The following is a 24,413-nucleotide window of genomic DNA, read 5'->3' as shown; positions in this document are numbered from 1 at the left end:
CATACCACCTGGGAGCAATCCCTGCGAAAGGAAGAAGGCGACTTGCACACCATGAGTCTAAGGAAAAAGAAAGCGGGAAAAGGAGTGAGCATCAGCATGGCCAGTCAGATCACTGGTGTGGAAGTGCACACCCTCCGCTATTGGGAAAAGGAGTTTGAAGGATTCCTCAACCCAATCCGGACACCGGGGGGACAGCGCCGTTACCGGGCTGAAGACATCCAGACCGTTTTGATGCTCCATAAACTTCTGCGGGAAGAAATGTTCAGTATCGCCGGTGCCCGGCGCCACCTTGAGCGCACGTTCCGACGCGACGCGGCTTAGACCGGTGTTGCTTCGCCGACGGCCAAGGCAGAATCCCCATCTTCCGGCAATCTAATCGAACCCAATTTCTCCAATTTTTGCCCGAAAATCGCCAAGGCCCTGCCTTCCAACGGGTTTTCCCCGCCGGCCAAGATCCGGCTCAGGGCCACGCATTCCTGCCTTGAAAACCGCACGGAATTGAGGATGTGCTCTTCAAACGCGTCATAGGCCAGAGGGGCCACCGCTTTGGCGCACTTGGCCATCGCTTCGGCATAAACCCGGATTTCGTACTGCGCATGGCTGTCCATCCGCAGGGCCAAGAATCGGAACAAGTTATGCAGGTCGATCTGCCAATACCATTCGGTGTAGAGCGAGAGAGGCAAATTAGCTCGAGCGATCTCGCGGGCCAATCCCTGCTCGACCATGCCCGAATAGTGGTCGTAAACTTGCCGCTGGTCTGCTTGCATTTCTGCGACCATGGATTCCGCCTCTTGTAGGATTTCGTCGCTTCGGGCCTGTTTGTTGTCTTCGCTTTGGCCGCGCATCTGGCTCAGGTCGGGGACATAGAATTCATCTTTCATCACCGAATAGCGGCCGCTGATCTCATTGAGCCGCGCCGTCCGGTGCCGCACCCACTGCCGGGCGACGAAAATTGGCATCTTGGTATGGAATGTCAACACCACTTGCTCGAATGGGCTGGTGTGCTCATTCCGGATCAAGTAGTTGATCAATCCCTTGTCTTGCCGGAAACTCTTGGTCCCGGCGCCATAGCTCACCCGCGCGGCCTGGACGATCCGCTCATCCCCCCCAAGGTAATCCACCAGGCGGACAAACCCCTTGTCCAACACGGGGATCTCTTGGTCGAGCAACTCTTCGGCAGCTGGGACGGTCGTACGCGGCATCATCCTATTCTGCCCGGTCGGGAGGCTGCGGACGCGCCTCTTTCCCCATCCCCTGACCATCGGCCCGGCCTAGGCCGATAATCCCACTAAGTCGGATGAACAGCGGGTTCAAATTCGGGATCGTGGTCTTTGCAGCGGTGATGCTTGCCTGTTGCGGCGGCTTCATGCTCCTGCTTTCCCCCATCACCTCCGCCGTGAACAAAAAGGAAAAAGAAGCCAAAGGGTTCGGGGACGCCTACACCCGGCAAATCTTGCGCGGGTTCGATGCCGGGGTCCTCACAAGCCTCGCCACCAAAGAGTACCGGGCCGAATTTTCCAAAGAAGCATTCCAAAAATCGCTGGACGCCAACAAATCGGCCCTCGGTGATTTCGTCTCAGGCAAGGGGAGCGCTTCTATCAAAAGCGCCAAAAAGGAAGGCAAAGACCCGGTGATCCACGCCGTCTACCAAAACCGAGCGACATTTGAACGCGGCAAGGCCAAAGTCCGAATCGACCTGGTCTTCCAAGATGATAAGTGGTCGATCGAGCAGTTTGCCATCGAGCCCAACTAGGGCTGCCGGCACATAGCCACAAAGTTGGCGATCATCTTTTTGCCGTGCTCGGTGAGGATGGATTCCGGGTGGAACTGGACTCCTTCAATCGGGAGTTCGCGGTGTCGGAAACCTTGGATCTCGCCGTCATCCGCACTCCGGGCCGTCACGGCAAAACCCGGAGGCAAATCCGATTCTTCGACCACCAAAGAGTGGTAGCGCACCGCGTTGAACGGGCTGGGCACGCCCGCAAATAGCCCCTTTCCGTCGTGCTCTACCAAGCTGGTTTTGCCGTGCATGACCCGTTTTGCCCGGCGAACCGTCCCTCCGGCCATTTCGCCAAGGGTCTGGTGGCCAAGGCAAACGCCAAAAACCGGTGCTTGCCGGGCGGCGAAACGGCCGGCAAGCGCGGCGGTGCTGATATCGCGGCAAACGCCTGCCTCTTTAGGGGTGCAGGGGCCGGGGCTCATCAGGATCCCCGCTGGATCCAACTCCTCCACTCCGGCAATGTCGATCTCGTTGTTGCGGCGAACCGCCACCACGGCACCCAACTCGCCCAAGTATTGGACAAGGTTGTAAGTGAAGCTGTCGAAATTGTCGATGACCAGGATCATGGAGCCAGTCCGATTCTGCTCGGTCCAGACAAAACAGCCGGGTGCCCGGCCCAATCGGGGGCCAGTTTCCCGCCGCAAGTCCCGATTTCCACCTTTTTTGCCGCGGGAGTCCCAATCGCCCTGTGTTTCTTAACAATTCGGCCGAAGAATGAATCAGTCGCGTCGGGCAGCGTCCTTTTGGGGAAAAAAGGCAGGGGGCGGATCAAAAGAATCCGCTGGTACGACGATGATCACGAAAGCAGTTCGATGGCGGGGATAGGATCCCCGCCCTTTTTTTGTCAGAACCCGAGCCGTCAGGCTTCCGCCCGGCGTTCGGCAACCCGCCGTTCCGAGTGATCCAGAAGCTTCTTGCGGAATCGTAAGTATTTCGGGGTCACTTCCAGCAGCTCGTCATCCCGCAGCCAAGCCAGCGCCTGCTCCAAGCTGAAATCGCGGTGGCTGTCCAAAACGACCGTGCTATCTGAGGTCGCCGAGCGCATATTGTTGGCCGCCTTGACTTTGGTCACGTTGACCACCATGTCGTCCTCGCGGGCGTTGGCACCAATAATCATCCCCCCATAGGTCTCGGTTCCCACCGGATAAAAGAATGTGCCCCGCTCCTGGACATCTTCATAGGCGTAGCGCGTGATCTTGCCCGGATCTTTTGAAATCAGACTCCCGTTGGTGCGGCTCTCGATGGGGCCCTTGTACTCTTGGTACCCTTCGAAAATGCTTGCCATGATCCCCGTTCCCCGCGTCATGGTCAGGTAAACGCTCCGGAGTCCGATGAGCCCGCGGGTCGGGATGGTTGCAACCACTCGGCTCCGGCCGTTGCCCAAGGTTTCCATCCCGGTAATCAGGGCCTTTCGCCGGCTAAGTTCTTCCATCACGTCGCCCATCGCGTCGTCATCGAATTCGCACGTGAGTTCCTCGACGGGCTCAGTCCGTTTCCCGTCCTCACCTTCTTTCAAAATGACTTCTGGGCGGGCAATCGCCATCTCGTATCCTTCGCGCCGCATCGTTTCGATCAAGACCGAGAGCTGCATTTCACCCCGAGCGGCGACCCGGACAGTATCGGCGGGAGCGGATTTATCCAGCTTGAGCGTGACGGAGACTTTTTCTTCCTTCTCTAGGCGTTCTCGGATCTTGTGGATCGTTAGGAACTTTCCCCCATCCTTGCCGGCAAGCGGCGAGGTGTTGGCATAGAAGTTCATGGTGAGTGTGCTCGGTTCGACTTCGATCCGGGGCAGAACCTCCACATGCTGCGCGTCGCAAACGGTGTCGCCGATCAGCACTTCGTCGTAGCCGCTCAGCATCACGATTTCGCCCGGTTCGCCCATTTCGACCTCCTTCAACTTCAGGCCTTCGTAAATCCAAACCTTGGTCACGTTGAAGCTGCCGGTTTTGTGGTTTTCACCCACGATGGTCATGCGGTCGCCGACCCGCACCCGGCCACGCAGCAGCTTGCCGCCAAAAATCCGGCCCAGGTAATCGGAATAATCCAAATTGTTGATCTGCAGCTGGGCGGGGCCCTCTTCAACGACTTTGGGTGCCGGGATCTCTTTCACGATGGCCTCCAACAACGCCTGCATGTCTTGTTCTGCCCCATCCGGGCTGGTCCGGGCAAACCCTCCGGCGCCGCTGGTGTACAGCACCGGGAAGAACAGGTCGTCTTCGTCCGCGCCGAGGTCGATGAACAGGTCGATCGTCTTGTCGTAGGCTTCTTGGGGCCGCGCGCCTTCCCGATCGATTTTGTTCACACAACAAATGACCTTGAGATTGTTTTCAAATGCCTTCTTGAGCACGAACCGGGTTTGGGGCATCGGCCCTTCGCAGGCGTCCACAATCAGCAAAACCCCATCGACCATGCTGAGAACCCGCTCCACTTCACCGCCGAAATCAGCATGGCCGGGGGTATCGACAATATTGATCTTCGTCCCGCCATAAAGGCAGCTGGCGACCTTGCTCAAAATTGTGATACCGCGTTCCCGCTCCAAGTCGTTGGAGTCCATGACCCGGTCGCTCACGTGCTCGTTCACGCGGAATAAGCCGGCCTGTTTGAAAATCGCATCGACCAGAGTTGTTTTGCCGTGGTCGACGTGCGCGATGATGCCGAGGTTGCGGACATTGGCTGACATGAGGGGATCCCGGCCCGCGTGCCTGGGCCAGTCCGAAGGTACCGCCTAGACGGAAACCGGGCAAGGGCCTGTCCGGCATTCGACCCGCAGAAGCGTGCGCCTAGAACCGGGGCATGAACGGGTACATCTCCCGGCTCAACCCGTTCAAGCGCACTTTCCACTTGCCGTCAACCTTTTTTAGATCCAGCTGGAAGTTTTCGTCATAACCCCCGCCCGAAATGGGGCTCCGGTTGACGAGCATCCGCGCCTGCGCCGTGTCGCCGCTTTGTTGGACCCCGGTGATCTTGTAAGTGAACCGGAAATATTCGGCATCCTTCACAGACTGCTGCCAGGCCTTGAGGATGTCCTCTTGGGACACGCCTTCCATCACGCAACTCTCAGCCAACGTTTTGGCGTCACCGCGTGCAAGGGCGGCCATGAAAATGTTCGCCCGGACTTGCGGGTCGTCGCCGCCGGCCATGAAAACGGCACCCAAAACCACCAAACCAACCGGCACCGCGATCGTCAGCCAATGCACTTTTCCGGAAATTCTCGCCATCTTCATCCTTATTAAACCTCACTCGAAGCGGTTCATCCGGTTCAGCAGACTCACCGTTTCATCCAAGTCCACACGCCATTTCAGGTCGGGTTTGACAACGACATAACGAACCGCAACGATCCCCCGCCCGCGTGAGAGCCGGTAGATCACATCGACTGTCGCCTTGCGCCCATCCGGTCTGATCCGCCCAAGCGAAACCGATTCCGAATTGGCCAGCAAAGTCCTGACATAGCCCGCCATTTGGTCGGAATAGGCTCCCGAGCCCGATTCCAAAGCCTTGGCCGCACTCCGGTCGCCATCCGATACGGCCACATGGTAGCGCCGGACCGCACTTTCAGGGCCCTGGTCCTTGGAATAGGCAAAAACGGCCAACGTCAACAACGTTAAGATCGCCGAGGAACCATATGTCGCCAACTTGGGCGGGATCAAAGGCCGGTTTGCCATTCCGCAGACTGTCGCCCATATTAACGCTTCTGCATCAGAATTCGCTCCAAACCCATGCCGTTTGCGGGGTTCCAACCGTAAAAATGAACAAATTCCGGTCGCTTCCGTCCGGACATTGCATAGAATCAAGGTTGGAAGACAGCGAAATGGAAAACGATCTCACTAGAAGGCAACTCTTCGTTAAAGGCGGCGTCCTCGCAGTTGGACTGATGGCCCCATCTTGGCTCAGCGCCATCGCCCGGGCCGACGTCGTCAAATTGGCAAGCGGCAAAAAGGTGAACCCCGACAATGTCCTGGTCGTCTGCCAGTTTTCGGGCGGGAACGACGGCCTCAACACGGTCATCCCCTACCTTGACCCGGAATACCACCGGCTAAGGCCAACGCTCGGATTCCAAAGCGACCAGGTGATCCCGCTTTCCGATGGGCTTGGTTTCCACCCCGCCATGACCGGGATGGCCGACCTGTTCAAAAAAGGCCAGGTCGCCGTCATCAACAATGTCGGCTACCCCAACCCCAACCGGTCGCACTTCAAATCGATGGACATTTGGCAATCCGCCAGCCCTGATGGCTCGCTCAAATATGGGTGGATCGGCCGCGCCTTCGACCGCAACTGCGAAAGTGGAAAAAAGCCTGACCCGATCGAAGCCATCGGACTTTCGACCGAGAGGCCCCTCGCCCTCAGCGCCCAGGAGGCAAGCATCCCCTGTTTTGCCAGCCTTGGGGACGTCCAACAAATGGTTGGCGACCCGGATGCCGAAAGAATGCTCCGCGACATCCAGGGCATGGCCGCTCAAGAAGGGTCGGCGGTTCGCCAAATCCAAATGGCCAACAACACGGCATTGGATGCCATCAGCGCCCTGAAATCAAACCTCGGTAAGTACGAACCAAAGAACGACTATGGCGACCATCCGTTCGGCCGCGGGTTCAAACAGATCGCCCAAATCATCGCCACTTCGCCCCAAACCCGCGTGATCTACTTCAGCGTCGGGGGATTCGATACCCATGCTCGGCAAAAGGATGCCCAAGAAAAGCTCCTGAAAGGCTTTAGCGATGCCATGGCCGCATTCCAAAGCGAATTGGAGGCGATCGGCAAAGCCGACAAAGTGATGACTTTGGTCTTCTCGGAATTCGGCCGGCGCAGCTATGAAAACGGCTCCGAAGGCACCGACCACGGCAAGGCGGCCCCGATGTTCCTTGTCGGCAAAAACGTCAAAGGCGGGTTCCACGGTCCAAAGCCCGACCTTGCCGACCTCAACGATGGCGATGTCCAATTCAAAATCGACTTTCGCCAGGTTTATGCGACGGCGCTAGACGATTGGATGGGCAACGATTCCAAAGTCGTCCTCGGTGGCAGTTTCCAAACCGTCGACGTTTTGAAGTAAGTCCGCATGGAAGCAAATGGGTGCCAGGCGCAAGCCTGGCACCCATTTGTATTTCTGGGCCAGGCGAAACAAGGCTATGGGCTAAATACCTTGGCGAACGCTTCCACCACCGCCGGCTTGGCTTCGTCAATTGGCACCGGCCGGCCACTCTCGCGGCTCAAGCTCGTCACACCATGCCCGACCACACCGCACGGGACAATCAGGTCGAAAACCGACAGGTCGGTTTCACAATTCAGGGCGATGCCATGCAAATTGACCCAGCGGCGCACCTTTACGCCGATCGCCGCGATCTTCCGTCCGCGGACCCAGGCGCCGGTGTTCACCAAGGGCAACCGCCCCGCTTCAATGCCAAACGACGCACAGGTGGCGATCATGGTCTCCTCCAAATCGCGCATCCACCGGTGCAGGTCTTTGCCGTGGCGCGAGATGTCGAAAATCGGATAAATCACCAGCTGGCCCGGCCCATGGTAAGTCACGTCGCCGCCCCGGTCGGTCTTGATGACGTCGATGCCCCGATCCCGGTATTGGGCAGGGGAATGCAGCAGGTTTTGTTCGTGGAAGTCGGCACCCAGGGTCAAGACAGGGTCGTGTTCGACCAAGATCAAGGTATCTGGCCCGCCCGCCCGGACTTCGTCGTGGATTTCGAGCTGGCGGTCCCACGCCGCTTGGTAAGGCATGCGGCCAAGGTCGAGGATTTTGGCCATCATCGTTCCAAGGTCGGGTTCAAAACAACGGAAACGGCTTGGCCATCAACCGGCCGCGCCATTTCTGCCAACTGGATCCCATCATCCAGAGCTTCGGCAACCGCCTGGCTGACGGCGATGCCCCCCACAGGTGAAACTGCCTCGATATGCGCGGCAATGTCGATGACCTCGTTGAACGGGGCGTCGGCCAAACTCGATTCCGTTTGACCGGCATGGATGCCGATGCGGATGCGGAACGGCTGATCCAACCGGTTCTTCGACATGTTGAATTTGGGCATCATCGTTTGCAGTTCGCGGGCGGCAAGCATGGCCAAATCGGGCCGATCGAAGCCGACAACCGCCCCGTCGCCGGCCGTTGACAACACGTGCCCGCCGTGGCTCCGACTCACCTCGTCCACCATGGCCTGGAACTCCCGGAAGCTCCACTCCACTTTCAAGGGCTCGGCGTTGGCCTTCATCACCGTGGATTTGGCGACATCAACGACCATGACCGTGGTTGCCTGCTGCCCGAGCCCAAGCCGCCAATGCAATTGAACCTGTTCGGCCAACAGGGTTGGGATGTCGTCTTCGCCCAGACGGCTTTGGCGATAGTTGCGGTCTTCAATCTCCGCCGCATAACCGATCAACGATCCGAACACCAAGATCAATAGAGAATCTTGGATCACGGTGCCCGGATTCAGCATCCCCATCGCGAATTTTGGGCCGTAGTTGCCCAGCGGAAACCAATATGAGATCCAAATTCCGAACATCAGGGCCGCAATCGCGCTCATGGAACGACCAGGACGGCCAGCCACAAACCCGTAGATCAACGCCAGGGCGCATTTGGCCGCCAGGATCGTCAAAGTGAAAAGGATCAGGGGGATGGACATCTGCGGGAGCTCCATCGGGCGTCCCGTGAACTTGGTCAACGTGCCGATCACCGCGACTTCGAACATCCCCACCGCCACCCCAGAAATGACCACGTTTAGATAAAAAGTCCGCGCCGTTCTCAGGCGGTCAACCCAACGGACACGCCGCAAACCCCGGGTCGGATCTGCCGAGGCCAACCGGCTTTCGACATGGAAGAGGCGATCCAAAAGCTCCTGTCGCGTCACCTCGACTTCCTGGCGGGAATCTTTGCGGTACTGCGAATAACTCCCAGCTAGGGTCGAAATAACGGCAAACACAAAGTAGAACAGGGCCAACAAGCCAGCTGCCAAAATCAACACCGGATTAGCAGGGATGTCCCGCTCTTCCAATGTGCTCCGGCCTGCTTCATTAACCAGCGCGAACATCAAACCAGTCCAACACAAAAACACGAAGGCCGTCATCACAACGGCATATCGGATTTGGGCATGCCGGTAATAGGCGACGGCTTGCATCATCACGCCCAGAACCGTCACTGATCCGAGCAAGGCCCCCGCAGCCCCCGTATAGACGAAATTGGTGCCCAGCCCCCAAGCCGTCCGGAAAATCGTGAGAAGGGCGATCACCCCGAAAATGGCCAGAATCGTCCCAAAATGGCACAGCCAGGGCTTGGCCGTGAGTTCGCGAAATGTGTTACCGACCGCCCGGCCAACCGCCCGGAACGATTCCCGGACCGCCCGGGCACCCACTTCCAAAAACGACTCTTGCTGAACCGGGGCCCGCATGGCCGCCAAAAAGCTGCCGATGAACTCTTCGGGCAACCCAAACTCGCGCGAGAGCTCTCCGGCCGATTTGGCCAGACTGGACGGGTGGGAGCGGATGTGGGCGGCAAACCCCGACCATTCTGCGGGACCGGCCAAATCCGCAACCTCGCCCTGCGCGGGCGCGGCGACTTCAGACACTTTTACCTTCCTTCCAATTTACCGAACGCATCGCCCTTGTCAATCAAAAAACCCCAGCCACATTGTTAAACGTGCCCGGGGTTTTCAGGTTTAGGGATTGAGGCTCTTTTTTATTCGGCAGCCGGCTCAGCGGCGGCCTTCTTTGCCGGCTTTTTTGCTGCCGGTTTTTTGGCCGGTTTCTTGGCTTCGGTTGCCTCGGTGGTTTCCACCTCTTTTTTGGGCGCAGCCTTCTTGGGTGCCGGTTCTTTTTTTGCGGCCGGCTTGGCGACCGCCTTCTTTCCACCCGATTTCTTTTCGGCGATGGCCTCTTGGATCAATTCTTTGATGCGCTGCTCTTTGCGGTGCCGCCGGGCGCGCATTTCTTTGTTGCGAACTCTCATAAAGGGGATTTTCTCCGTCCGTCTGGTCTGGCGCACTATGATACCGGTTTGGGCTTCCTCCGCTAAAGGGACCGGATCGCATCCAAGTCTTTGGAGGACGGGACCGCGACCCCAATGTGCTGGACGACCTTGGCCCCGACCTCCGCCGCCAGTTCGAATACCTCGCGGTCGTAACCCTTTTTTGCAAGGCCGAGCGAAACGGTGGCCAAAACCGTGTCCCCCGCCCCCGCCACATCATAAGCTTCCACTTGGGGTGCCGGGATTTCAAAAACTCCAGAGGCCGACCACGAAACCAACCCCTCTTCACCCATCGTCACCAAAACAGCGTCGGACTGCGTAGCCGTCGCCAGGTCGCGTCCCATGGCCGACGCCTCGTTCCGGCTGGTTGGCCGGCGCCCCACAACCTCCCCGGCTTCGCCCCGGTTCAGGCTCACCAATTGCGCCCCGGCAAAGCAACCGACAGATCCTGGTTTGGCATTGGCCAAAGCCGGAATCCCTTTTTGCCTGGCAGCACCGATGAGGACGGAACAGACTTTGGGGGTCAGCAGACCTTTGCGGTAATCGCTCAGAACCAAAACGTCGGCCGTGTCCAGCCATTTCAGCCAAGATTCCAGCACCCGGTCTTCCAAAACCGGGCTGATCGGCGACGTCTCTTCCTCGTCGATGCGCAAAACCTGGTGCGAGTGGTTGGCCACAACCCGGGTTTTTCGGGTGGTGACCCGGCTTTTGTCCACCACCAGGTTGCAGTTCACCCCCTGATCCGTCTCAAACTTCCCGGCCAGGAGTTCTCCGGCCGAATCATCCCCCACCACGCCCAACACGATCGCAAACCCGCCCAAGGCGGAAATGTTCTTGGCGACGTTAGCGGCACCGCCAGGAACCCAGCGGGAACTTCGCTTTTTGACGACCATGACGGGTGCCTCGGGGGAAACGCGATCCACTGTGCCCACGATGTACTCGTCCAGCATCACATCGCCGACGACGACGGCACGCAGGCCGCGCATTCCATCCAACAGCTTCCGGTAGGCCATGGCGACTAAACCTTCCCCGCCTTGTCGGCCATTTTGTCGCGCCGCTCAATCGCCTTGCGGAGGAGGTCGTCTCGGCCCGCCTTCGCATAGATCTGCATGACCCGCTCCCACGCCTTGCCGATGTGGATCGGCGATGTTTCCAAGAACGTGCGCCCGGCGGCAGAACCCGGATCTACCTGCACTTGCATGTGCTGGGAGATCGATTTTTCAAGCAAATCCGCCAATTCGATGTCGTGCCCCTTGCCAAGGCCCGCTGGGACAATTTCATAGAGGCAGGCCATCATGATGGGTGCCTTTTCCTTTGGAGGGGCATCAAATGTCGAGACGGCCTTGGCCACCGCACCGGGTACATCGCCGGCAAGGGCCAAAACCCGGGCGTACTGCAAAGTGTCGTTCACCCGCCGGTCTTCGGTTTTAGCAACCTTGATTGCCCGTTCGTAGAATTTTTTGGCATTGTCAAGATCCCCGGCCTGACGGTAGATATCGGCCACCCGCCACGCTTCAGCATCCCGGACATCATCCGGCTTGATGTACCCGGCAATGCGGTCGACTAGCTCTTTGATGTGCCGATCCCGGTCTTGCGGTGTCATCTCGCCCCGTTGCACGCGGAGATCCAGCGTGGAATAGGCCGTGGCGATGTTCCGTTGCATGATCTCGGCATCGAACCGCTGGGCCCCCTGAACATCGTTCGGATCTGGCAATTGGGAGATGTAACACCCGCCCAAACCCAGCAACAGCGGCGACAGGCTAAGCCAGCGACAGCGCATAGCGCTCCTCGGCGAACAACGGATCGCGGTACACCTCCACCCCACAGTACGTCACAACCGCCTTGCCGCGGAGCGCCCAGCCGTGGAACGGGGAGTTTTTGCCCAGCGAAAAAGTGCGGGTCGCATCAAAAACCCATTCCACATTCGGATCGATCACCGTGATTTGGGCAACCGGAGTTTTTCCGGGCACAAGGCTCCCGGCATCCAGATTCAAAATCTCGGCCGGGGCGGTGCTGAGTTTACGGATCGTCTCGAGCGGGCTGAGGATCCCTTTGTGTGTGACGTGGGTGAGCACGATGCCAAGGGTGGATTCCAACGTGGACATGCCCATCGGCGCATCTTCAAACGGCACTTCGACTTCAAATGGGGCATAGGGCGAGTGGTCGCTGGCAATCGCATCGATCGTCCCATCGGCCAGGCCTTGCATCAAGATGTCGATATCCACTTCTGTGCGCAGCGGCGGAGTTGTTTTGAAGATCGGGTCGAATTCGCCGACGTGCTCATCCGTCAGCGTCAGGTGCGGAGGGCAGACTTCGCAAGTCACCGGAGCCCCCAAATACTTGAATTGGCGAACCATTTCGACCCCGCCCCAAGTGCTCAGCCGCATAAAGTGAACCCGGCACCCGGTGTTGAGCGCCAGCACCCCATTGCGCATGATCATGATTTCTTCGGCACTGCGAGGGATGCCGGTTAAGCCGAGCATCGCGCTTGTGGGGCCGTCGTTCATGCTGCCGCCCTCGCTGAGCGTCAGGTCTTCGGAATGCACCATGATCGGCAGGTCGAGCTGCAGGCAGAATTCCATCGCCCGCATCATCACGCTGGCATCTTGGATGGGGCCGCCTTCGTCGCTTACCGCCGCGACACCAGCCTTCTTCAAGGCAGCGAGGTCAGCGAGTTCTCGGCCTTCCAATCCTTTCGTGAGCGCGCCGATGGGCTGGACGAACGTGCCCCCCGCTTCCGGGCTGGCCGCTTTGTCCATGATGAAATCCACCAGGCTGGGGGCGTCCAGGGGCGGTGACGTGTTTGGCATGCAACAGATCGTCGTGAAACCGCCCGCCGCAGCGGCCTGTGTGCCGGTTTTGATCGTCTCCCGGCGCTCTTCGCCCGGTTCGCGGAGGTGGGCATGGAGATCGACAAGACCCGGAACGATCCAAAGGCCCTCGCAGTCGTAAAGCTCGTCAAAATCCCCGACTTCGATGTCTTCGCCCAAATCCAAGACTTGGCCGTCTTCGACGACTACCGTGCCGACGACATCAAGTTCTTGCGACGGATCCAATATCCGACCGTTGCGGAAAACCGTCCTCATCCGTTCATCCCTCCTTCAAAAACCCATTTCAAGGCGGCCATCCTCACAAAGACCCCATTCGTCACCTGGTTGGAAATCACACTCATCGGCCCGTCGGCGGTCAGGTCGTCCACCTCGACCCCCCGGTTCAAGGGGCCTGGGTGCATCACGATGGCGTCGTCGGCGGCCCACTTCAGAGTTTGCCGGTTGACTTGGTAAAGCCGCCGGAATTCGCCGATGGAGCTCAGGCGGCCATCGGTCATCCGTTCCCGCTGCAGGCGCAGGCACATGACCACATCCGCTCCGCTGATCCCGGTCCTCAAGTCATAGAACACTTCCCCGGGGAGTTTGGACATCGCGGTTGGCATCAAGGTGCGGGGGCCGACATAGCGCACATCGCAGCCCAATTTTGAAAAAAGCCAGCCGTTACTGCGGGCCACTCGGCTGTGCATCACATCGCCGACAATTGCGATTTTCAGACCGTTCAGACGGCCCTTGCGCTCCAAAACCGTCATCGCGTCGCCCAGGGCCTGGGTCGGGTGCTCGTGCTGGCCATCGCCCGCATTGATCAGCGGCCCGCCAAAGTACCCTTGGCCCAACTGCGCGCTCCCGCTGGACCGGTGGCGCATCACCACGGCCTCCAACCGCTCGTGCTTAAGCGTTAGGATCGTGTCCTTCAGACTCTCGCCCTTGTTCATCGAGGATCCGCTGCCCCCAAAGTTCACATAGCGGAAATCCAGATAGTTGCACGCTTGCTCAAAGCTCACACGGGTTCGCGTGGAATTTTCGAAGAACAGCAGTCCCACTGTCCGGCGTCGACCTGCATCGACCGGCCGACCCGATTCCACTGCCTCTTTGAAGCTGCGGCCCAGCTCCACTAATCCCAAGATCTCGGAGGGATCCATATGCCGGATCGCGATCAAACTCCGGCTCATCGCATTGCCCCCATCTCGGATTCCCGCATCAAAATCACGCTGTCCTCTCCATCGAACTCATTCAGTTTGACCGCAATGAAGTCCCCCCGCTCCGTCTCGACCCGCCGTCCGATGTAATCGGCCTGGATGGGGAGTTCCCGGTGGCCCCGGTCGATCAAGGTTGCGAATTGGACGGTCTTGGGCCGCCCGTAATGCATCACGCCTTCCAAAGCCGCCCGAACCGTCCGGCCCGTGAACAACACCTCATCAACCAAGACAACCCTCCGGCCGTTCACTTGGAACGGGATTTCGGTCTGGTCACCCTCGATGGATTCGGTGAGGTCGTCGCGGTAAGGGCGGGCGTCGAGCTTGCCGCAGGGGATGGTCACCCCTTCGGCTTGGGTCATCAAAAAAGCCAACTGCTTGGCAACCGGGTAACCCCGGCGGAGGATCCCAACCACGGCCAACTCTTCGGCGCCGCCGTTCCCATCCAAGATCTCGTGCGCCAACCGGGACAGGGTGCGGCGCATCCCCGCGGCATCCAGCAATTCCTCCGGCATCGACCCATTATGACCGCAACCTGTAAACCTTCTGGCCTATTGCGCGTTTAACCTTTCAAGAGGCGGGAACCAAGGGCTGCTTAGCACCGGTACCCGCATAAAAGAGAAGACTATGGGCAACCTCCTTCATTACACAATTAAAATCCTCAGCCTGGCCGCCCAAGCCGTTATTGTTTCGTTGAACAACCAACCGGCGCAGGGGCCAGCCATCGCCAAAATCCCCGACCCGATCCTCTCGCAACCGGTCTGCCAGAGCGGAGACCCGGAAATCCAATGCTTTGAAACCAGCCACGGGACGGTTTACCTCTTCAAATCGTCCCGTGACATTTGGCTTTAACCAGTCTAGCTTTGGCCCGGCATTGTGTGGTTAATCCGATAGGTGACCTCGCGGCGGTTGCGGTCAAGGGTCACCGTCCGCGCCAGATCCATTCCTATCGTCAAGTAATTGTGGATGAGGGCCTGGGAAAAGGCGCCGCCGCTGTTGCCCTGCATGCCGTAGGGAGTGCCGATGTTCCCTTGGGCACCGAGCCATATTCCCCGGATCGACACCGACCGGCTGCCTGAGTACGGTTGCGAAACGACCCCACCCGGCCGCGGGCCATCGTAGACGGCGAGTTTGACTTCTTCAATCGGGTTGGCCGAATCGCGCCAAGGCGCGAAATCGCACAGCATGTTCTGCTGAGCCTCATAGACTGGGCTCGGGCGTCCTTGTGAGATGTAACTGGCTTGGCCTGTCCAGACCGCGCCCCGACCGCCGATGTAGGCCTGGTTTGCTGCGCTCCGGCCAGCAACCCGCACAAAATCGCGTTCCCCCCGCCGCCGGATGAAGGCGTGGATTTCCGGCACCTCTTGACCATCCTGCGGATAACTGCCGGTCAAAAGCACACCCAACCGTACGCCGATCCCGGCTGGGGATTGGCGGCTCGGCAATGGATGGAAATCGCTTGCCATCACAGCCTGCTTGATGCCTTCGGTGATCGTGCCTTGCAAACTGCGAAGGTTGGTTTGCACAGAATCGCGGTCTCCCAATTCGGCAAAAGCGGTCAACTCCCGGACGTCCCATGTGTCGGCATTTAAATCACGCGACCCCAACGCGCGGAATTTGTTCTGGAAGCCAAAGAAGAGCGCATCCGTCGACTTAACCAAGTACGCCTGGATCAGATCGTTGACACTTTGCTCGGTATTGCCGAGGTTGACATTGATCAACGAAGTCGAATTTGCTTTCAAGCCCTTGGCGTAGCCGATATCTACCCGCGCACTGGTGCCATCGCGGAACACGAGCAACAAACCTGCCGAAGAGTCGTCGCGCAGGTCGTCTCCCCCCGTTGCGACTCGGATCGACCATTTTTTTGTCTTCGTTGCCCGGCCATCGACATCATAGGTTGCCCAATTGGCGGAAGTCTTGGTTGTGTTCCGCGCATCGAATGTCCAGCCAAGAGAAGTAGCGTTCCACATGACCCGTCGGTTTTCCAGGTTCTCAATCCGCAACCCGTTGAGATCCCAAGGGCTCGTGATGTCTTGCCCCGGGCGATCTCCTTGGATGCGCAATCTCACGCTTTTCACCATTCGGGGGTTCAAGCGCGGCGAAAGGTTAACGACCACATGGCTGGTCTTGTTGGCCGGGAAACCGGCGGTTTCAGGAGGGTCGATGGTGCCTCTGCTGACCACCGAGTTGCCATCACGCCCGCCGACAAACTCCATTGTGATGCGGTAAGTGTGGGGGCACCCCCGGTTACCCTGGGCGAAATCGACTGATACTTTGTCGAGGTCCGCAAAAACTGCGGACGAAACCACCGACAGCGCAGCCAGCGCCACCCATCTGATTTTCATTCTCTTTATGCCCGTCCCTTTTGATGCCGCTTTCAGCGGTCGTTATGCATTCGACGAAGACAGGCTTTGATTGTTTCCACACCTGGCAAAGTGATCCATCAATCACCCGTCCGACCCAGCACTTTTTCCGTGGTTTTGAAGTGGAGCTTGGCAATCTTTGCCAAAACCGTTGCCCCTTGTTGCTGCACGATGTTCTTGGCGAGCTGATCCACCCCTGGACCGGCGCCCTTCAATAGCGGGACGCCGATCCCTTCCCCCAGGGTTTCAAGCCGCTTCAAGAATTCGGCCCGGGCCAACACACTTGCCGCCGCCACCGCAAGGTCCGATTCGGCCCGCACCCGGCTTTCCAGCTTAATGGCAAGCCCTTTGAGAGCCAAAACTCGCTTGAGCCCGGCAGGGTTGGCAAATTGGTCGCTGATCGCCAAGTCGGCTTCGACCCCCTCCAACCCCAGCACGTTTTCTATCGCTTTGGCATGGCCCCACTCCAGAATCCGGTTGAGGTTGCGCATTTTGGCGTGCATCTCGTTGTATCGTTCTGGCCCGACCGCGATTACCGAATGCGGGCAGTTGGCTTTGATGGTTTCCGCCAGGGAAAGGGCCTTTTTGTCCGTTAACTTTTTGGAGTCCATGACCCCATCCAAAACGGCTTCGTGCCATGGCGCCACAAAGCAAGCGGCAATGACGAGAGGGCCAAAGTAGTCTCCCTTCCCACTTTCATCGACCCCGATCCGTGCGCCCGACCCCATCCCAACCCAGTATGCCCCCCGGCAACCGGCGACCGCTCGACTCCGATGGGGCTCGGACCACCGCCAATGTAAAATCTGCTTGAAAGCCATGGCCCGCATCCGTGAACCGTTCAACGCCATTTCCCATCTTGTCGGGGCGGTGCTGATGGGAATTGGAACCGTGGTGCTCGTCTTTGGGGCTGTGCCGAACCCGGTCGCGATCGCCGCGTTCGCCGTTTTTGGGTTGGCGGGCATTTTCATGTTCACCTCCAGTGCGCTCTACCACTGGCTGCGCCTAGACCATCAATGGCTCCAGCGCATGGATCACAGCGCGATTTATGTGATGATCGCCGGATCCTACACGCCGATCTGCCTTTTGGCATTGCCCAAACCCCAAGGTTACATCGTGATTGCTTTGCAATGGAGCCTTGCACTCTTCGGAGTGGTTGTTTCCGCCGTCCGCGACAGAACTCCGACGTGGCTCCGGCTCACGCTCTATCTCGTGATGGGATGGATGCTGGTTGCGGTTTTTGGCCCCCTCGTCCAATCCGTTACGCCGGCCGCCGTCGCATGGGTCGTCGCCGGAGGGCTTTGCTACACGGCTGGGGCCGTGGTCTATGGCACCAAGCGCCCCAAGCTTTGGCCCGGCAGATTTTCGTCTCACGAGCTGTGGCACCTGTTTGTGCTCGGCGGGGCCGGGTGCCACTTCGCGACGATGGTTTGTCTGGCCCGCTAGCGCCCAGGGTTCGGCGGCAAATTGTGGATGGCGTCAACCAAGACTTCGGGCCTCCGCGCAGAGAGAGTGACCGGCGGATCCAGCACCGTTACCGCCAATGTCTTCACCCCTTGCCAGGGCCAGAAATCCCCTACTAGCGGCGTTCCATCATAAAAGCCCACGTAAACGGCTTTGATCGTCACCGTCCTGCGACCTTGATACGGCCCTCCAAACGTGCCATCAGCCTGAGGTGATTTTGCGATATTGACTTTCAAGGCCTGCAGCGGTTCGTGGGGAAGGACTCGCCAAAACCGGCCCTCGGCCCTCATGGCCGAGTTCTTGTGGGCACCGCCATATTCGTTGTTGTGCATGTAAATGGTGTCCCCAAACCACATCGCCGGAGGATGGGCGGCAAAGAATGGGGTGGACGCCTCGACCCGGCGGATGAGCGGGAATTCGGTCCGCTGGCCGATTACGTACCCCGAAACGTTCAATTCGGGCAAATCCGCGCTGTTTGCAACCTCAAAGGTGTTGTCATCCAACAGGAGTTCGACCACCGTCCGCGCTTCGAAGAATGATTGTCGGCCCGGGAGAGCGAAGGGCGTGATCCGCCGCCCGCTCGACCAAGACCGCATCGCTTCGGTGTACCGGCCTTCGAGTTCGGGGATCCGTTTTGAGATGACTTCGCCGTCCGAAGTTGCCCCGGTCAACGTGAACCCCGCCAGATCCCAATCGTCGGCGTTGGTGAATTTCTGCAACGGCGCCAAGTGCCGGTATTCGAAACGAGTGAACGAATAGTAGATCGACTTGAAGACCTGGATCCGGGCCACGCTGTCGATGGCTGCGGATCCCACCGGGATCGTGAACTCCGCTGTGGAATTGCTCCCCAACCCGAGGCTGCGGCCAAAGTTGATCCTGAACGTCCGGCCATCCTGCATGACGACCAATGCCCCGCAAGAACTGTCGTGCCGCAGGTCATCGCCCCCGGTGTTGATCTTGATCTTCAAAGACCGCAAAACCTGTTTGGTGCCGTCCGGGTCATACGTCCGTTCCCACATCGGCGTCTCCCAGGTCGGGTGATCCCGGTCAATGGTCACCACTTGGCCGGCCGGCATCCGGAAAGAGAAGATAACAGCATTGCTATCTGTCCGGTTGATGACATCAAAACTTGGAAAGTCAAATGATGTCGTGATGTCTTGGCCCGGTCGGTCGCCCCGAACGCTGAAACGCAACCGCTGGATGTCGCGGAGCTTGACTGGGCGGTTGAGGACAATTCGGGCTTGACGCCTCCCGTCATGAGCCAGGCCGTCCGGCTCTGGTGGGTTGAATTCGCCAAATGCCAGAACTTGGTCTAGCCTGGGGCCTCCCATCGCCTCCACTTTGAAAATCAATGTGTGGGCAAGTCCATGGCGGGACACATCGAAGGCGATGTCGAATGTTTGAACCGTTTGGCACCAGCCAACCGCCGACAATAGGATTGCCATCAAGACCCCCGAAGCCTTCCGGGCAGAGCGCAACATCGCCTGAGTATATCGGCATTGCCCGCCAAACCGGAAAGAACTGGGTTGGCACCCTTTGGAGAGAAGGGGGGAGGGCCCCCGGTTGGGACCAAAAAACTTTTTTGAAACAAAGCCCGCCGGGATTCCTTCCCCTACCATGCCCACGCGCAAACAAACAATCGCCCTCATCGCTGCCGTCCCCCTGGCCATCGCCGGGTGGGCCGCCTTCCGGCCCGAACTGCTGTTTGTCAATCAAACAGTGAGCGAAAAACTCCCGGTCTCCACCTCCGGGGCCGCAAACATCATCGCCAGCGGCACTTTTGAAAGTTATGCCCACGAAACCAAAGGCATTGCCGAACTGGTCTCTGCCGAAGGCAAAACATTTGTCAACCTCAAAGACTTCCACACTTCCAACGGCCCCGACGTCCACGTCTACTTGGTTAAAGCCGACAACGGCACCCCGGACGCGGTAAACAAGAACGGGTTCATCGACCTGGGCAGCATCAAAGGGAACATCGGGGACCAGCATTACGAAATCCCCAGCGGCACCGACCTCAGCCAATACCGGGGAGTCTCGATCTGGTGCAAGCGATTCTTCGTCGGATTTGGCGGTGCCGGCTTAAAGGAATTGGCCCCTGCCGACTCTGGCAAACGCCGCACCAGCCTCCAGGTTTCCAGCCAGTTGATCGGCCTCCCTGCCACGATCACCGTCACGTCCGGCAAAGTCCAGGGCACCAGCTCGTTTGCCGGCAAGGCCGCGATCATCGAAGTCGACAACAAGCGCTACCTGCAAACCGACTTTTCCAAAGCCGCCGCCGGGAACTTTGAACTCCGGCTGGTCAAAAAGGAAACGCTTAGCGTCGGCCCCTTCCCCAAAGACACGCCATTTGAAGCCCTTGGGGCCCCGAAAAAGGGCAAATCCAAAGTCGGGATTTCCAAGTCGCTCGACGCCTGGCTCTACCGCTCGGTCGCGATTGTGGACACCAAAGCCAACAAGGTCGTCGGCTTTGTCCTGCTCCGATCGGAACAAGAGCAGAAGCACACATCCATCGATTCGTTCCTCAACCTCGCCTAAACCCGTGCCGGGCCAACATCCAGCACCACGACCGCACCGCAACCAAATCAAAACACGAAAACCAAAACTATGAAAAACCTCAGCTCATTCGCCGCCGCCCTTATTCTGATGGGCATCGCTACAACCACCGCACCCCACGCCGCCTACGCCCAAAACAAACCCATAAACGACCATATGGGCCAAATGCAAATGATGGAACTCGGCAAGACCGGCAAGTTCAAAGGTGTCGAAGTCAACGGAGGGTTCGCAACCCTTTACAAGATGGACAACAAGTTCCACCTCAAATGGAGCGACGACTTCAAAATCCCCGGCACCCCCGCCCCCTCATGGCAAGTTGTGGATGCGCAAGGAAACACCTATTTGCTGCAACAACTCAAAATCGCCGGCGACAAGCAAAACCGGGACATCGTCCTCCCCAGCTACATCAAATCCGTCGCGAAAGTGCAAATCTGGTGCTCGTTCGCCGAAGTCAACCTCGGCGAAGCAAGCTTCGCCAAAGCGATGACACTCGCCCGGTAAGTCAGAATGGGGGTGGCCCTGCTGCCCCCAAACCACCCTTTTTGAGAGGATCCGCAACATGCCGAATAACCGCCCCGAAAAGCCCAAAGTTGGCGACGCCCTGCAGCAGAACCTGGAGATCCTTTACCGAATCGCCCGACGGTTGGCCGGGAACGATGCCGACGCCGAAGACCTGGTCAGCCAAACCATTGGGATCGCCTTTGCCAATTGGGACAAATTCGATGGACGCCACCCCAAAAGTTGGCTCATCACAATCCTCCGCAACGAATTCTTCCAATCCGTCCGCAAACAAAAACGGCGCGGTGAATCCCAGCTCGATGATGCCGCCGAACCCGCCACCGAAAATTTCTGGCAAGCCGTGGACCACAAATTCGAAGTCGAAAGGATCTTTGAAGCCGTCGACTCCCTTGCCGACGATTACCGCGAAGTCATCACCCTTTGCGATATCGAAGAAGTCAACTATGATGAAGCCGCAGACATCCTCGGAGTCCCGATTGGCACCATCAAAAGCCGCTTGTTCCGCGCTCGCAAACAGGTCCGCGCCAAGCTCTATTCACTCAGCCTACTTTAAGGAGACACACCACCATGAAACGTCACGACTCTGATTCAGCCCCTTGCAAAAACATGGAAGCCATCTTGCAACAAGTGGCCGACGGATCCGCCACCGGGATCAAGAAGTTCTATGCCATCGCCCATGCTAGTCAATGCCACCGGTGCGGCAACTTTTTGAACCGCCTGAAAGTGACCCTGGAAGTGTTGCGGGAATCGAAGCGGCGGCAAGACGCCGCTCCTGAAGACGCCATGGCCCGGCTCCGCAACAAAATCAGCCAGCTCGAAAGCAACTCCTGATGCCCGCTCCCAAACTTTCCCACGTCCACCTCAAAGTCAACAAACTCGAAGGAATGGCTGCGTTCTATCAGGAGGTGTTTGATATGAATGTCACCGAGGACTTGGGCGCCTTCCTGTTTTTGAGCAACGACACAGCCCACCACCGGCTTGCCCTGCAAGAAAGCGCCACCGGCTTCAACCCTTCGGCTCAGAAGCTCTACCACGTGGCTTTTGAAGTCGAGGGCGAATCCGAGTTTTTTGCCTTCGCCAAACGCTTGGATTCACTGGGGATTGAATGCCACCCAGTTGACCACGGCATCAGCTGGGCCCTCTACTTTGCTGACCCGGAAGGCAACGGCTTGGAACTGTTTTTGGATCGGAGAGCCGCTCCGGGCGGTTCGGAAACATGGGCAGGCGTCAGCCGCCGCCTTGTCCTTCCTGGCACTTGATCTGTGGTTTGGGGCCGCTCCACCCAACCAAAGCGCAGGACGGCACCACTCGTCCCAAAATTTGCGCGACTTGCTCGGCTTCTCTGTCGTCAATCACCAAACCCACATGCTGGTCGATCAACCCCCGGTACACCTCCCAAGCCGCAACGCGAGCTTGCAATCCCTTCTCGGTGGCCCTCACTAGCTTGACGCGGTGGTTCTCTGCCGAGCGGCAGACTGATACCAAGCCATCTCGTTCCAACCTCGCCACCAGGCGCGAAACTCCGCTAATCGACAGGAGAACCCGGTCGGACAACGTGCCCATATCCACGCCTGATGAACCGGCCTCTTCTAAATGGAGCAAGGCGTCGTAAGTGGCGAGGTCGACGCACCCAGCGGCAACCATGGATTTGTTGATCTCCTTGTAGAGCACCTCATAGGCGCAGAGGATCGAGATCCAAGCGTTTTTGCGCCAGTCGATTGGGGGCATGGGACTTTTTATACCTCACTTGACAACGCAAGTGACAGGGCGATATTATCACTTGCGTACGCAAATTAGGAACAGAACCATGCGCGAACTCGTCCACAAACTCACTCAAACCTCTGCCCGTGCCGACCTCGCCATTGCCCGCCTCGGACTCGGCATCGTCATCTTGCCCCACGGCCTGCAAAAACTTACCGGCGCGTTTGGCGGTTACGGTTTCCAGGCCACGGTGCAGACCTTTAACGACAAAATGGGCATCCCGCCTTTGCTCGCTATCCTGGCGATCTTGGCCGAAAGCTTTGGCGCGCTCTTCCTCGTTCTCGGGCTCTTTGGGCGGTTGAGCGCGCTAGCCATTGGATTCACGATGCTTGTTGCCGCATTGACCGTCCACGCGCAGAACGGGTTCTTTATGAACTGGTTTGGCACTCAAAAGGGCGAAGGGCTGGAATACTTTGTCCTTGCCATCGCTTTGGCCGCCGCAGTCGTCGCAGGTGGTTCCGGGGCGTGGTCGGCGGACCGGGTCATCGCCGAAAAGACAGACCCGTCAAAGTAATAGAAATATCTGGGGCGGCTATTGGCCGCCCCGTCTTAACGCTTCTTAGCCTTTTTGCGGCCCTTAACCTTGACTTTTTCGCCTAGCCATGCCGGGCGGCTGCCTCGGGTCTTTTTCTTGAACGGATCAGCCATCACCCCGCCTTTGCGGTGCGGCTTCCGGCTGGATGTTCGACTTGGTTGCGGTTCGGCGGGAGCCTCGACGATCCTTTCCGAAATCTGGATCGGCTTGACATCCACTTTTTTGAATAGTCGCTTTTGGGAGACGACTTTCTCAACGACGAGCGGCTCTTTGACCGGCAAGGCTTTCTCGGCTTTTGGCTTGGGGCTCGGTCGCCGGCGGATTTCCCCCCCCTGCGCCATTTCTTGGCCCATAAGCTTTTCGATGTTGCGGATGAGCCTCTTTTGTGCCGGCAGGGCCAGGGTGACGGCTCGGCCGCGGGCGCCGGCCCGACCAGTTCGCCCGATGCGGTGGATGTAGTCCTCCGCGTTTTCAGGGACATCGTAGTTCACAACCGTCGAGATTTCTTTGACATCAATCCCTCGGGCGGCGATGTCGGTGGCAACCAAAATTCGGTAACGCCCTTCCTTGAACCCGCCTAAGGCTTCGCGGCGTTGGGCTAGCGTCCGGTCGGCGTGGATTTCAGCGGCGGCGTGGCCCTCATCCCGCAAAGCTTTGGCCAGTTTGCGCGCTCCGTGGCGGGTGCGGGCAAACACGAGTGCGGTGCCTGGCTCCTCGTCCAGCAGGTCGTTGAGTTTTGCGAATTTCTCCTCGTGCTTCAAATAGACCAGTTCCTGGTCGACCAACTCGCTGGCGGTGCCTTGGGGAGCGACTTCAATCCGTTCCGGAGACCTCAAAAAGTCCATCGCCAACTCTTCGATACCGGACGGCATCGTCGCCGAAAACAGCATCGTCTGCCGCTCGGCCGGACATTGGGCCAAGATCGCCTTGATATCGGGGGCGAACCCCATATCCAGCATCCGGTCGGCCTCGTCGAGCACGGCGATGGCGACCCGGTTGAGCCGGTAGGTGCGCTGGCGCAAGTGATCCATCAACCGCCCCGGCGTCGCGACAACGACTTCGTGCGGCATGCGGAGTTCTTTGACTTGCCGGTTCATTGCGGCGCCACCGACCACCAATACCGCCTGGACATCAACCTTCTGCAACGATTCGGCAATCTGCTGGGCCAGTTCGCGGGTGGGGGCCAGCACCAATCCAACCTGTCCCTTTTGGAGTTGCAGGGCCATTGGGATGCCAAAGGCCAAGGTTTTGCCGGTTCCGGTTTGGGCAAGGCCAATCACGTCTCGGCATTCAAGGGCAACCGGAATCGCGCCGGTTTGGATGGGGGTGGGCTCTGTAATGCCGTGCTGCTCCAGGCGCCAGCACATGTTTTTGTGCACGCCCAGGGCGGCAAAGCCCGAAACGGTCTTCTGCTTCATGGATTCTCTTGTTGTTCGATTGCCGGTTCAAGTCCGCAACAC

Annotated in this window: 29 protein-coding genes; 11 read left to right on the top strand and 18 right to left on the bottom strand. The window is 58.6% G+C overall.

What is annotated here, in order from left to right; all coding sequences use genetic code 11:
• Positions 1-84: 84 nt before the first annotated feature.
• Positions 85-321 carry a MerR family transcriptional regulator gene (locus JNM28_03260; GenBank protein ID MBL8067443.1) on the top strand — a complete coding sequence of 79 codons (237 nt, stop codon included), beginning with the start codon at positions 85-87 and terminating at the stop codon, positions 319-321.
• On the opposite strand, the gene JNM28_03255 is transcribed toward JNM28_03260, so the two are convergent.
• The gene (locus JNM28_03255) at positions 318-1,202 is read right to left on the bottom strand and encodes an FAD-dependent thymidylate synthase (protein MBL8067442.1); all 885 of its coding nucleotides are present in this window, start codon (positions 1,200-1,202) and stop codon (positions 318-320) included. The genes JNM28_03260 and JNM28_03255 overlap by 4 nt on opposite strands.
• 95 nt (positions 1,203-1,297) lie before the next feature.
• On the opposite strand from JNM28_03255, the gene JNM28_03250 reads away from it, so the two are divergent.
• Positions 1,298-1,753: a hypothetical protein gene (locus JNM28_03250; protein MBL8067441.1), complete on the top strand. Its 456-nt coding sequence runs from the start codon at positions 1,298-1,300 to the stop codon at positions 1,751-1,753.
• Here the strand turns inward: JNM28_03250 and JNM28_03245 are convergent.
• The 4 genes from JNM28_03245 to JNM28_03230 form a co-directional block, all read right to left on the bottom strand.
• The gene (locus tag JNM28_03245) at positions 1,750-2,346 is read right to left on the bottom strand and encodes an aminodeoxychorismate/anthranilate synthase component II (GenBank protein ID MBL8067440.1); all 597 of its coding nucleotides are present in this window, start codon (positions 2,344-2,346) and stop codon (positions 1,750-1,752) included. The two genes, JNM28_03250 and JNM28_03245, sit on opposite strands and share 4 nt — an antisense overlap.
• A 293-nt stretch (positions 2,347-2,639) precedes the next feature.
• Positions 2,640-4,463, bottom strand: a complete 1,824-nt coding sequence (gene typA, locus JNM28_03240; GenBank protein MBL8067439.1) for a translational GTPase TypA — start codon at positions 4,461-4,463, stop codon at positions 2,640-2,642.
• Positions 4,464-4,563: 100 nt separating this feature from the next.
• A complete protein-coding gene (locus JNM28_03235) occupies positions 4,564-5,001 on the bottom strand; it encodes a nuclear transport factor 2 family protein (protein MBL8067438.1) in 438 nt (145 codons plus the stop codon).
• Between the two features lie 18 nt (positions 5,002-5,019).
• Entirely contained in the window at positions 5,020-5,445 is a 426-nt protein-coding gene (locus tag JNM28_03230) for a hypothetical protein (GenBank protein ID MBL8067437.1), read from the bottom strand.
• Positions 5,446-5,591: 146 nt separating this feature from the next.
• Here JNM28_03230 and JNM28_03225 point away from each other — a divergent pair, with 146 nt between their 5' ends.
• Positions 5,592-6,827 (top strand): DUF1501 domain-containing protein, encoded by a 1,236-nt coding sequence (locus JNM28_03225; protein ID MBL8067436.1) that lies wholly within the window; start codon positions 5,592-5,594, stop codon positions 6,825-6,827.
• A gap of 74 nt (positions 6,828-6,901) precedes the next feature.
• Here JNM28_03225 and lipB read toward each other — a convergent pair whose 3' ends face one another.
• The 8 genes from lipB to pyrR form a co-directional block, all read right to left on the bottom strand.
• The gene (gene lipB, locus JNM28_03220; GenBank protein ID MBL8067435.1) at positions 6,902-7,534 is read right to left on the bottom strand and encodes a lipoyl(octanoyl) transferase LipB; all 633 of its coding nucleotides are present in this window, start codon (positions 7,532-7,534) and stop codon (positions 6,902-6,904) included.
• On the bottom strand, positions 7,531-9,339 hold the full coding sequence (locus tag JNM28_03215) for an adenylate/guanylate cyclase domain-containing protein (protein ID MBL8067434.1): 1,809 nt from the start codon (positions 9,337-9,339) through the stop codon (positions 7,531-7,533). Before JNM28_03215 ends, lipB begins: the two co-directional genes overlap by 4 nt.
• A 110-nt stretch (positions 9,340-9,449) precedes the next feature.
• The gene (locus JNM28_03210; protein ID MBL8067433.1) at positions 9,450-9,719 is read right to left on the bottom strand and encodes a hypothetical protein; all 270 of its coding nucleotides are present in this window, start codon (positions 9,717-9,719) and stop codon (positions 9,450-9,452) included.
• A gap of 62 nt (positions 9,720-9,781) precedes the next feature.
• Positions 9,782-10,750 carry a D-glycero-beta-D-manno-heptose-7-phosphate kinase gene (locus JNM28_03205; protein MBL8067432.1) on the bottom strand — a complete coding sequence of 323 codons (969 nt, stop codon included), beginning with the start codon at positions 10,748-10,750 and terminating at the stop codon, positions 9,782-9,784.
• 5 nt (positions 10,751-10,755) lie between these two features.
• A complete protein-coding gene (locus tag JNM28_03200; GenBank protein ID MBL8067431.1) occupies positions 10,756-11,517 on the bottom strand; it encodes a hypothetical protein in 762 nt (253 codons plus the stop codon).
• Positions 11,498-12,823, bottom strand: coding sequence for a dihydroorotase (locus tag JNM28_03195; GenBank protein MBL8067430.1), 1,326 nt, complete (start codon positions 12,821-12,823; stop codon positions 11,498-11,500). The genes JNM28_03200 and JNM28_03195 overlap by 20 nt, the downstream gene beginning before the upstream one ends.
• Complete coding sequence (locus JNM28_03190) at positions 12,820-13,737, bottom strand: aspartate carbamoyltransferase catalytic subunit (GenBank protein ID MBL8067429.1); 918 nt, start codon at positions 13,735-13,737, stop codon at positions 12,820-12,822. Before JNM28_03190 ends, JNM28_03195 begins: the two co-directional genes overlap by 4 nt.
• On the bottom strand, positions 13,734-14,276 hold the full coding sequence (gene pyrR, locus JNM28_03185) for a bifunctional pyr operon transcriptional regulator/uracil phosphoribosyltransferase PyrR (GenBank protein ID MBL8067428.1): 543 nt from the start codon (positions 14,274-14,276) through the stop codon (positions 13,734-13,736). Before pyrR ends, JNM28_03190 begins: the two co-directional genes overlap by 4 nt.
• A gap of 112 nt (positions 14,277-14,388) precedes the next feature.
• On the opposite strand from pyrR, the gene JNM28_03180 reads away from it, so the two are divergent.
• Positions 14,389-14,613 carry a hypothetical protein gene (locus JNM28_03180; protein ID MBL8067427.1) on the top strand — a complete coding sequence of 75 codons (225 nt, stop codon included), beginning with the start codon at positions 14,389-14,391 and terminating at the stop codon, positions 14,611-14,613.
• Positions 14,614-14,618: 5 nt separating this feature from the next.
• Here the strand turns inward: JNM28_03180 and JNM28_03175 are convergent, their stop codons facing one another.
• Complete coding sequence (locus tag JNM28_03175; protein ID MBL8067426.1) at positions 14,619-16,106, bottom strand: hypothetical protein; 1,488 nt, start codon at positions 16,104-16,106, stop codon at positions 14,619-14,621.
• A 98-nt stretch (positions 16,107-16,204) separates the two neighbouring features.
• Complete coding sequence (rnhC, locus tag JNM28_03170) at positions 16,205-16,852, bottom strand: ribonuclease HIII (GenBank protein ID MBL8067425.1); 648 nt, start codon at positions 16,850-16,852, stop codon at positions 16,205-16,207.
• Between the two features lie 88 nt (positions 16,853-16,940).
• Here rnhC and JNM28_03165 point away from each other — a divergent pair, with 88 nt between their 5' ends.
• On the top strand, positions 16,941-17,567 hold the full coding sequence (locus JNM28_03165) for a hemolysin III family protein (protein ID MBL8067424.1): 627 nt from the start codon (positions 16,941-16,943) through the stop codon (positions 17,565-17,567).
• On the opposite strand, the gene JNM28_03160 is transcribed toward JNM28_03165, so the two are convergent.
• Positions 17,564-19,066, bottom strand: coding sequence for a hypothetical protein (locus JNM28_03160; protein MBL8067423.1), 1,503 nt, complete (start codon positions 19,064-19,066; stop codon positions 17,564-17,566). The two genes, JNM28_03165 and JNM28_03160, sit on opposite strands and share 4 nt — an antisense overlap.
• Positions 19,067-19,202: 136 nt before the next feature.
• Between JNM28_03160 and JNM28_03155 the strand changes: the two genes are divergently transcribed.
• The 5 genes from JNM28_03155 (at position 19,203) to JNM28_03135 (ending at position 21,916) form a co-directional block, all read left to right on the top strand.
• Entirely contained in the window at positions 19,203-20,120 is a 918-nt protein-coding gene (locus tag JNM28_03155) for a DM13 domain-containing protein (GenBank protein MBL8067422.1), read from the top strand.
• Positions 20,121-20,189: 69 nt separating this feature from the next.
• On the top strand, positions 20,190-20,639 hold the full coding sequence (locus JNM28_03150) for a hypothetical protein (protein MBL8067421.1): 450 nt from the start codon (positions 20,190-20,192) through the stop codon (positions 20,637-20,639).
• Between the two features lie 58 nt (positions 20,640-20,697).
• A complete protein-coding gene (locus tag JNM28_03145; GenBank protein MBL8067420.1) occupies positions 20,698-21,210 on the top strand; it encodes a sigma-70 family RNA polymerase sigma factor in 513 nt (170 codons plus the stop codon).
• Between the two features lie 14 nt (positions 21,211-21,224).
• Positions 21,225-21,488 carry a hypothetical protein gene (locus JNM28_03140; GenBank protein MBL8067419.1) on the top strand — a complete coding sequence of 88 codons (264 nt, stop codon included), beginning with the start codon at positions 21,225-21,227 and terminating at the stop codon, positions 21,486-21,488.
• Positions 21,488-21,916 carry a VOC family protein gene (locus JNM28_03135; GenBank protein ID MBL8067418.1) on the top strand — a complete coding sequence of 143 codons (429 nt, stop codon included), beginning with the start codon at positions 21,488-21,490 and terminating at the stop codon, positions 21,914-21,916. The genes JNM28_03140 and JNM28_03135 overlap by 1 nt, the downstream gene beginning before the upstream one ends.
• On the opposite strand, the gene JNM28_03130 is transcribed toward JNM28_03135, so the two are convergent.
• Positions 21,885-22,385, bottom strand: coding sequence for a winged helix-turn-helix transcriptional regulator (locus JNM28_03130; GenBank protein MBL8067417.1), 501 nt, complete (start codon positions 22,383-22,385; stop codon positions 21,885-21,887). The two genes, JNM28_03135 and JNM28_03130, sit on opposite strands and share 32 nt — an antisense overlap.
• 79 nt (positions 22,386-22,464) lie before the next feature.
• Here JNM28_03130 and JNM28_03125 point away from each other — a divergent pair, with 79 nt between their 5' ends.
• The gene (locus JNM28_03125; protein ID MBL8067416.1) at positions 22,465-22,932 is read left to right on the top strand and encodes a DoxX family protein; all 468 of its coding nucleotides are present in this window, start codon (positions 22,465-22,467) and stop codon (positions 22,930-22,932) included.
• Between the two features lie 35 nt (positions 22,933-22,967).
• On the opposite strand, the gene JNM28_03120 is transcribed toward JNM28_03125, so the two are convergent.
• Positions 22,968-24,371 (bottom strand): DEAD/DEAH box helicase, encoded by a 1,404-nt coding sequence (locus JNM28_03120; protein MBL8067415.1) that lies wholly within the window; start codon positions 24,369-24,371, stop codon positions 22,968-22,970.
• Between the last annotated feature and the right edge of the window lie 42 nt (positions 24,372-24,413).

Source organism: Armatimonadota bacterium (assembly GCA_016789105.1).
Lineage (GTDB): Bacteria > Armatimonadota > Fimbriimonadia > Fimbriimonadales > Fimbriimonadaceae > UphvI-Ar2.
This window is presented reverse-complemented; position numbering and strand designations above follow the sequence as displayed.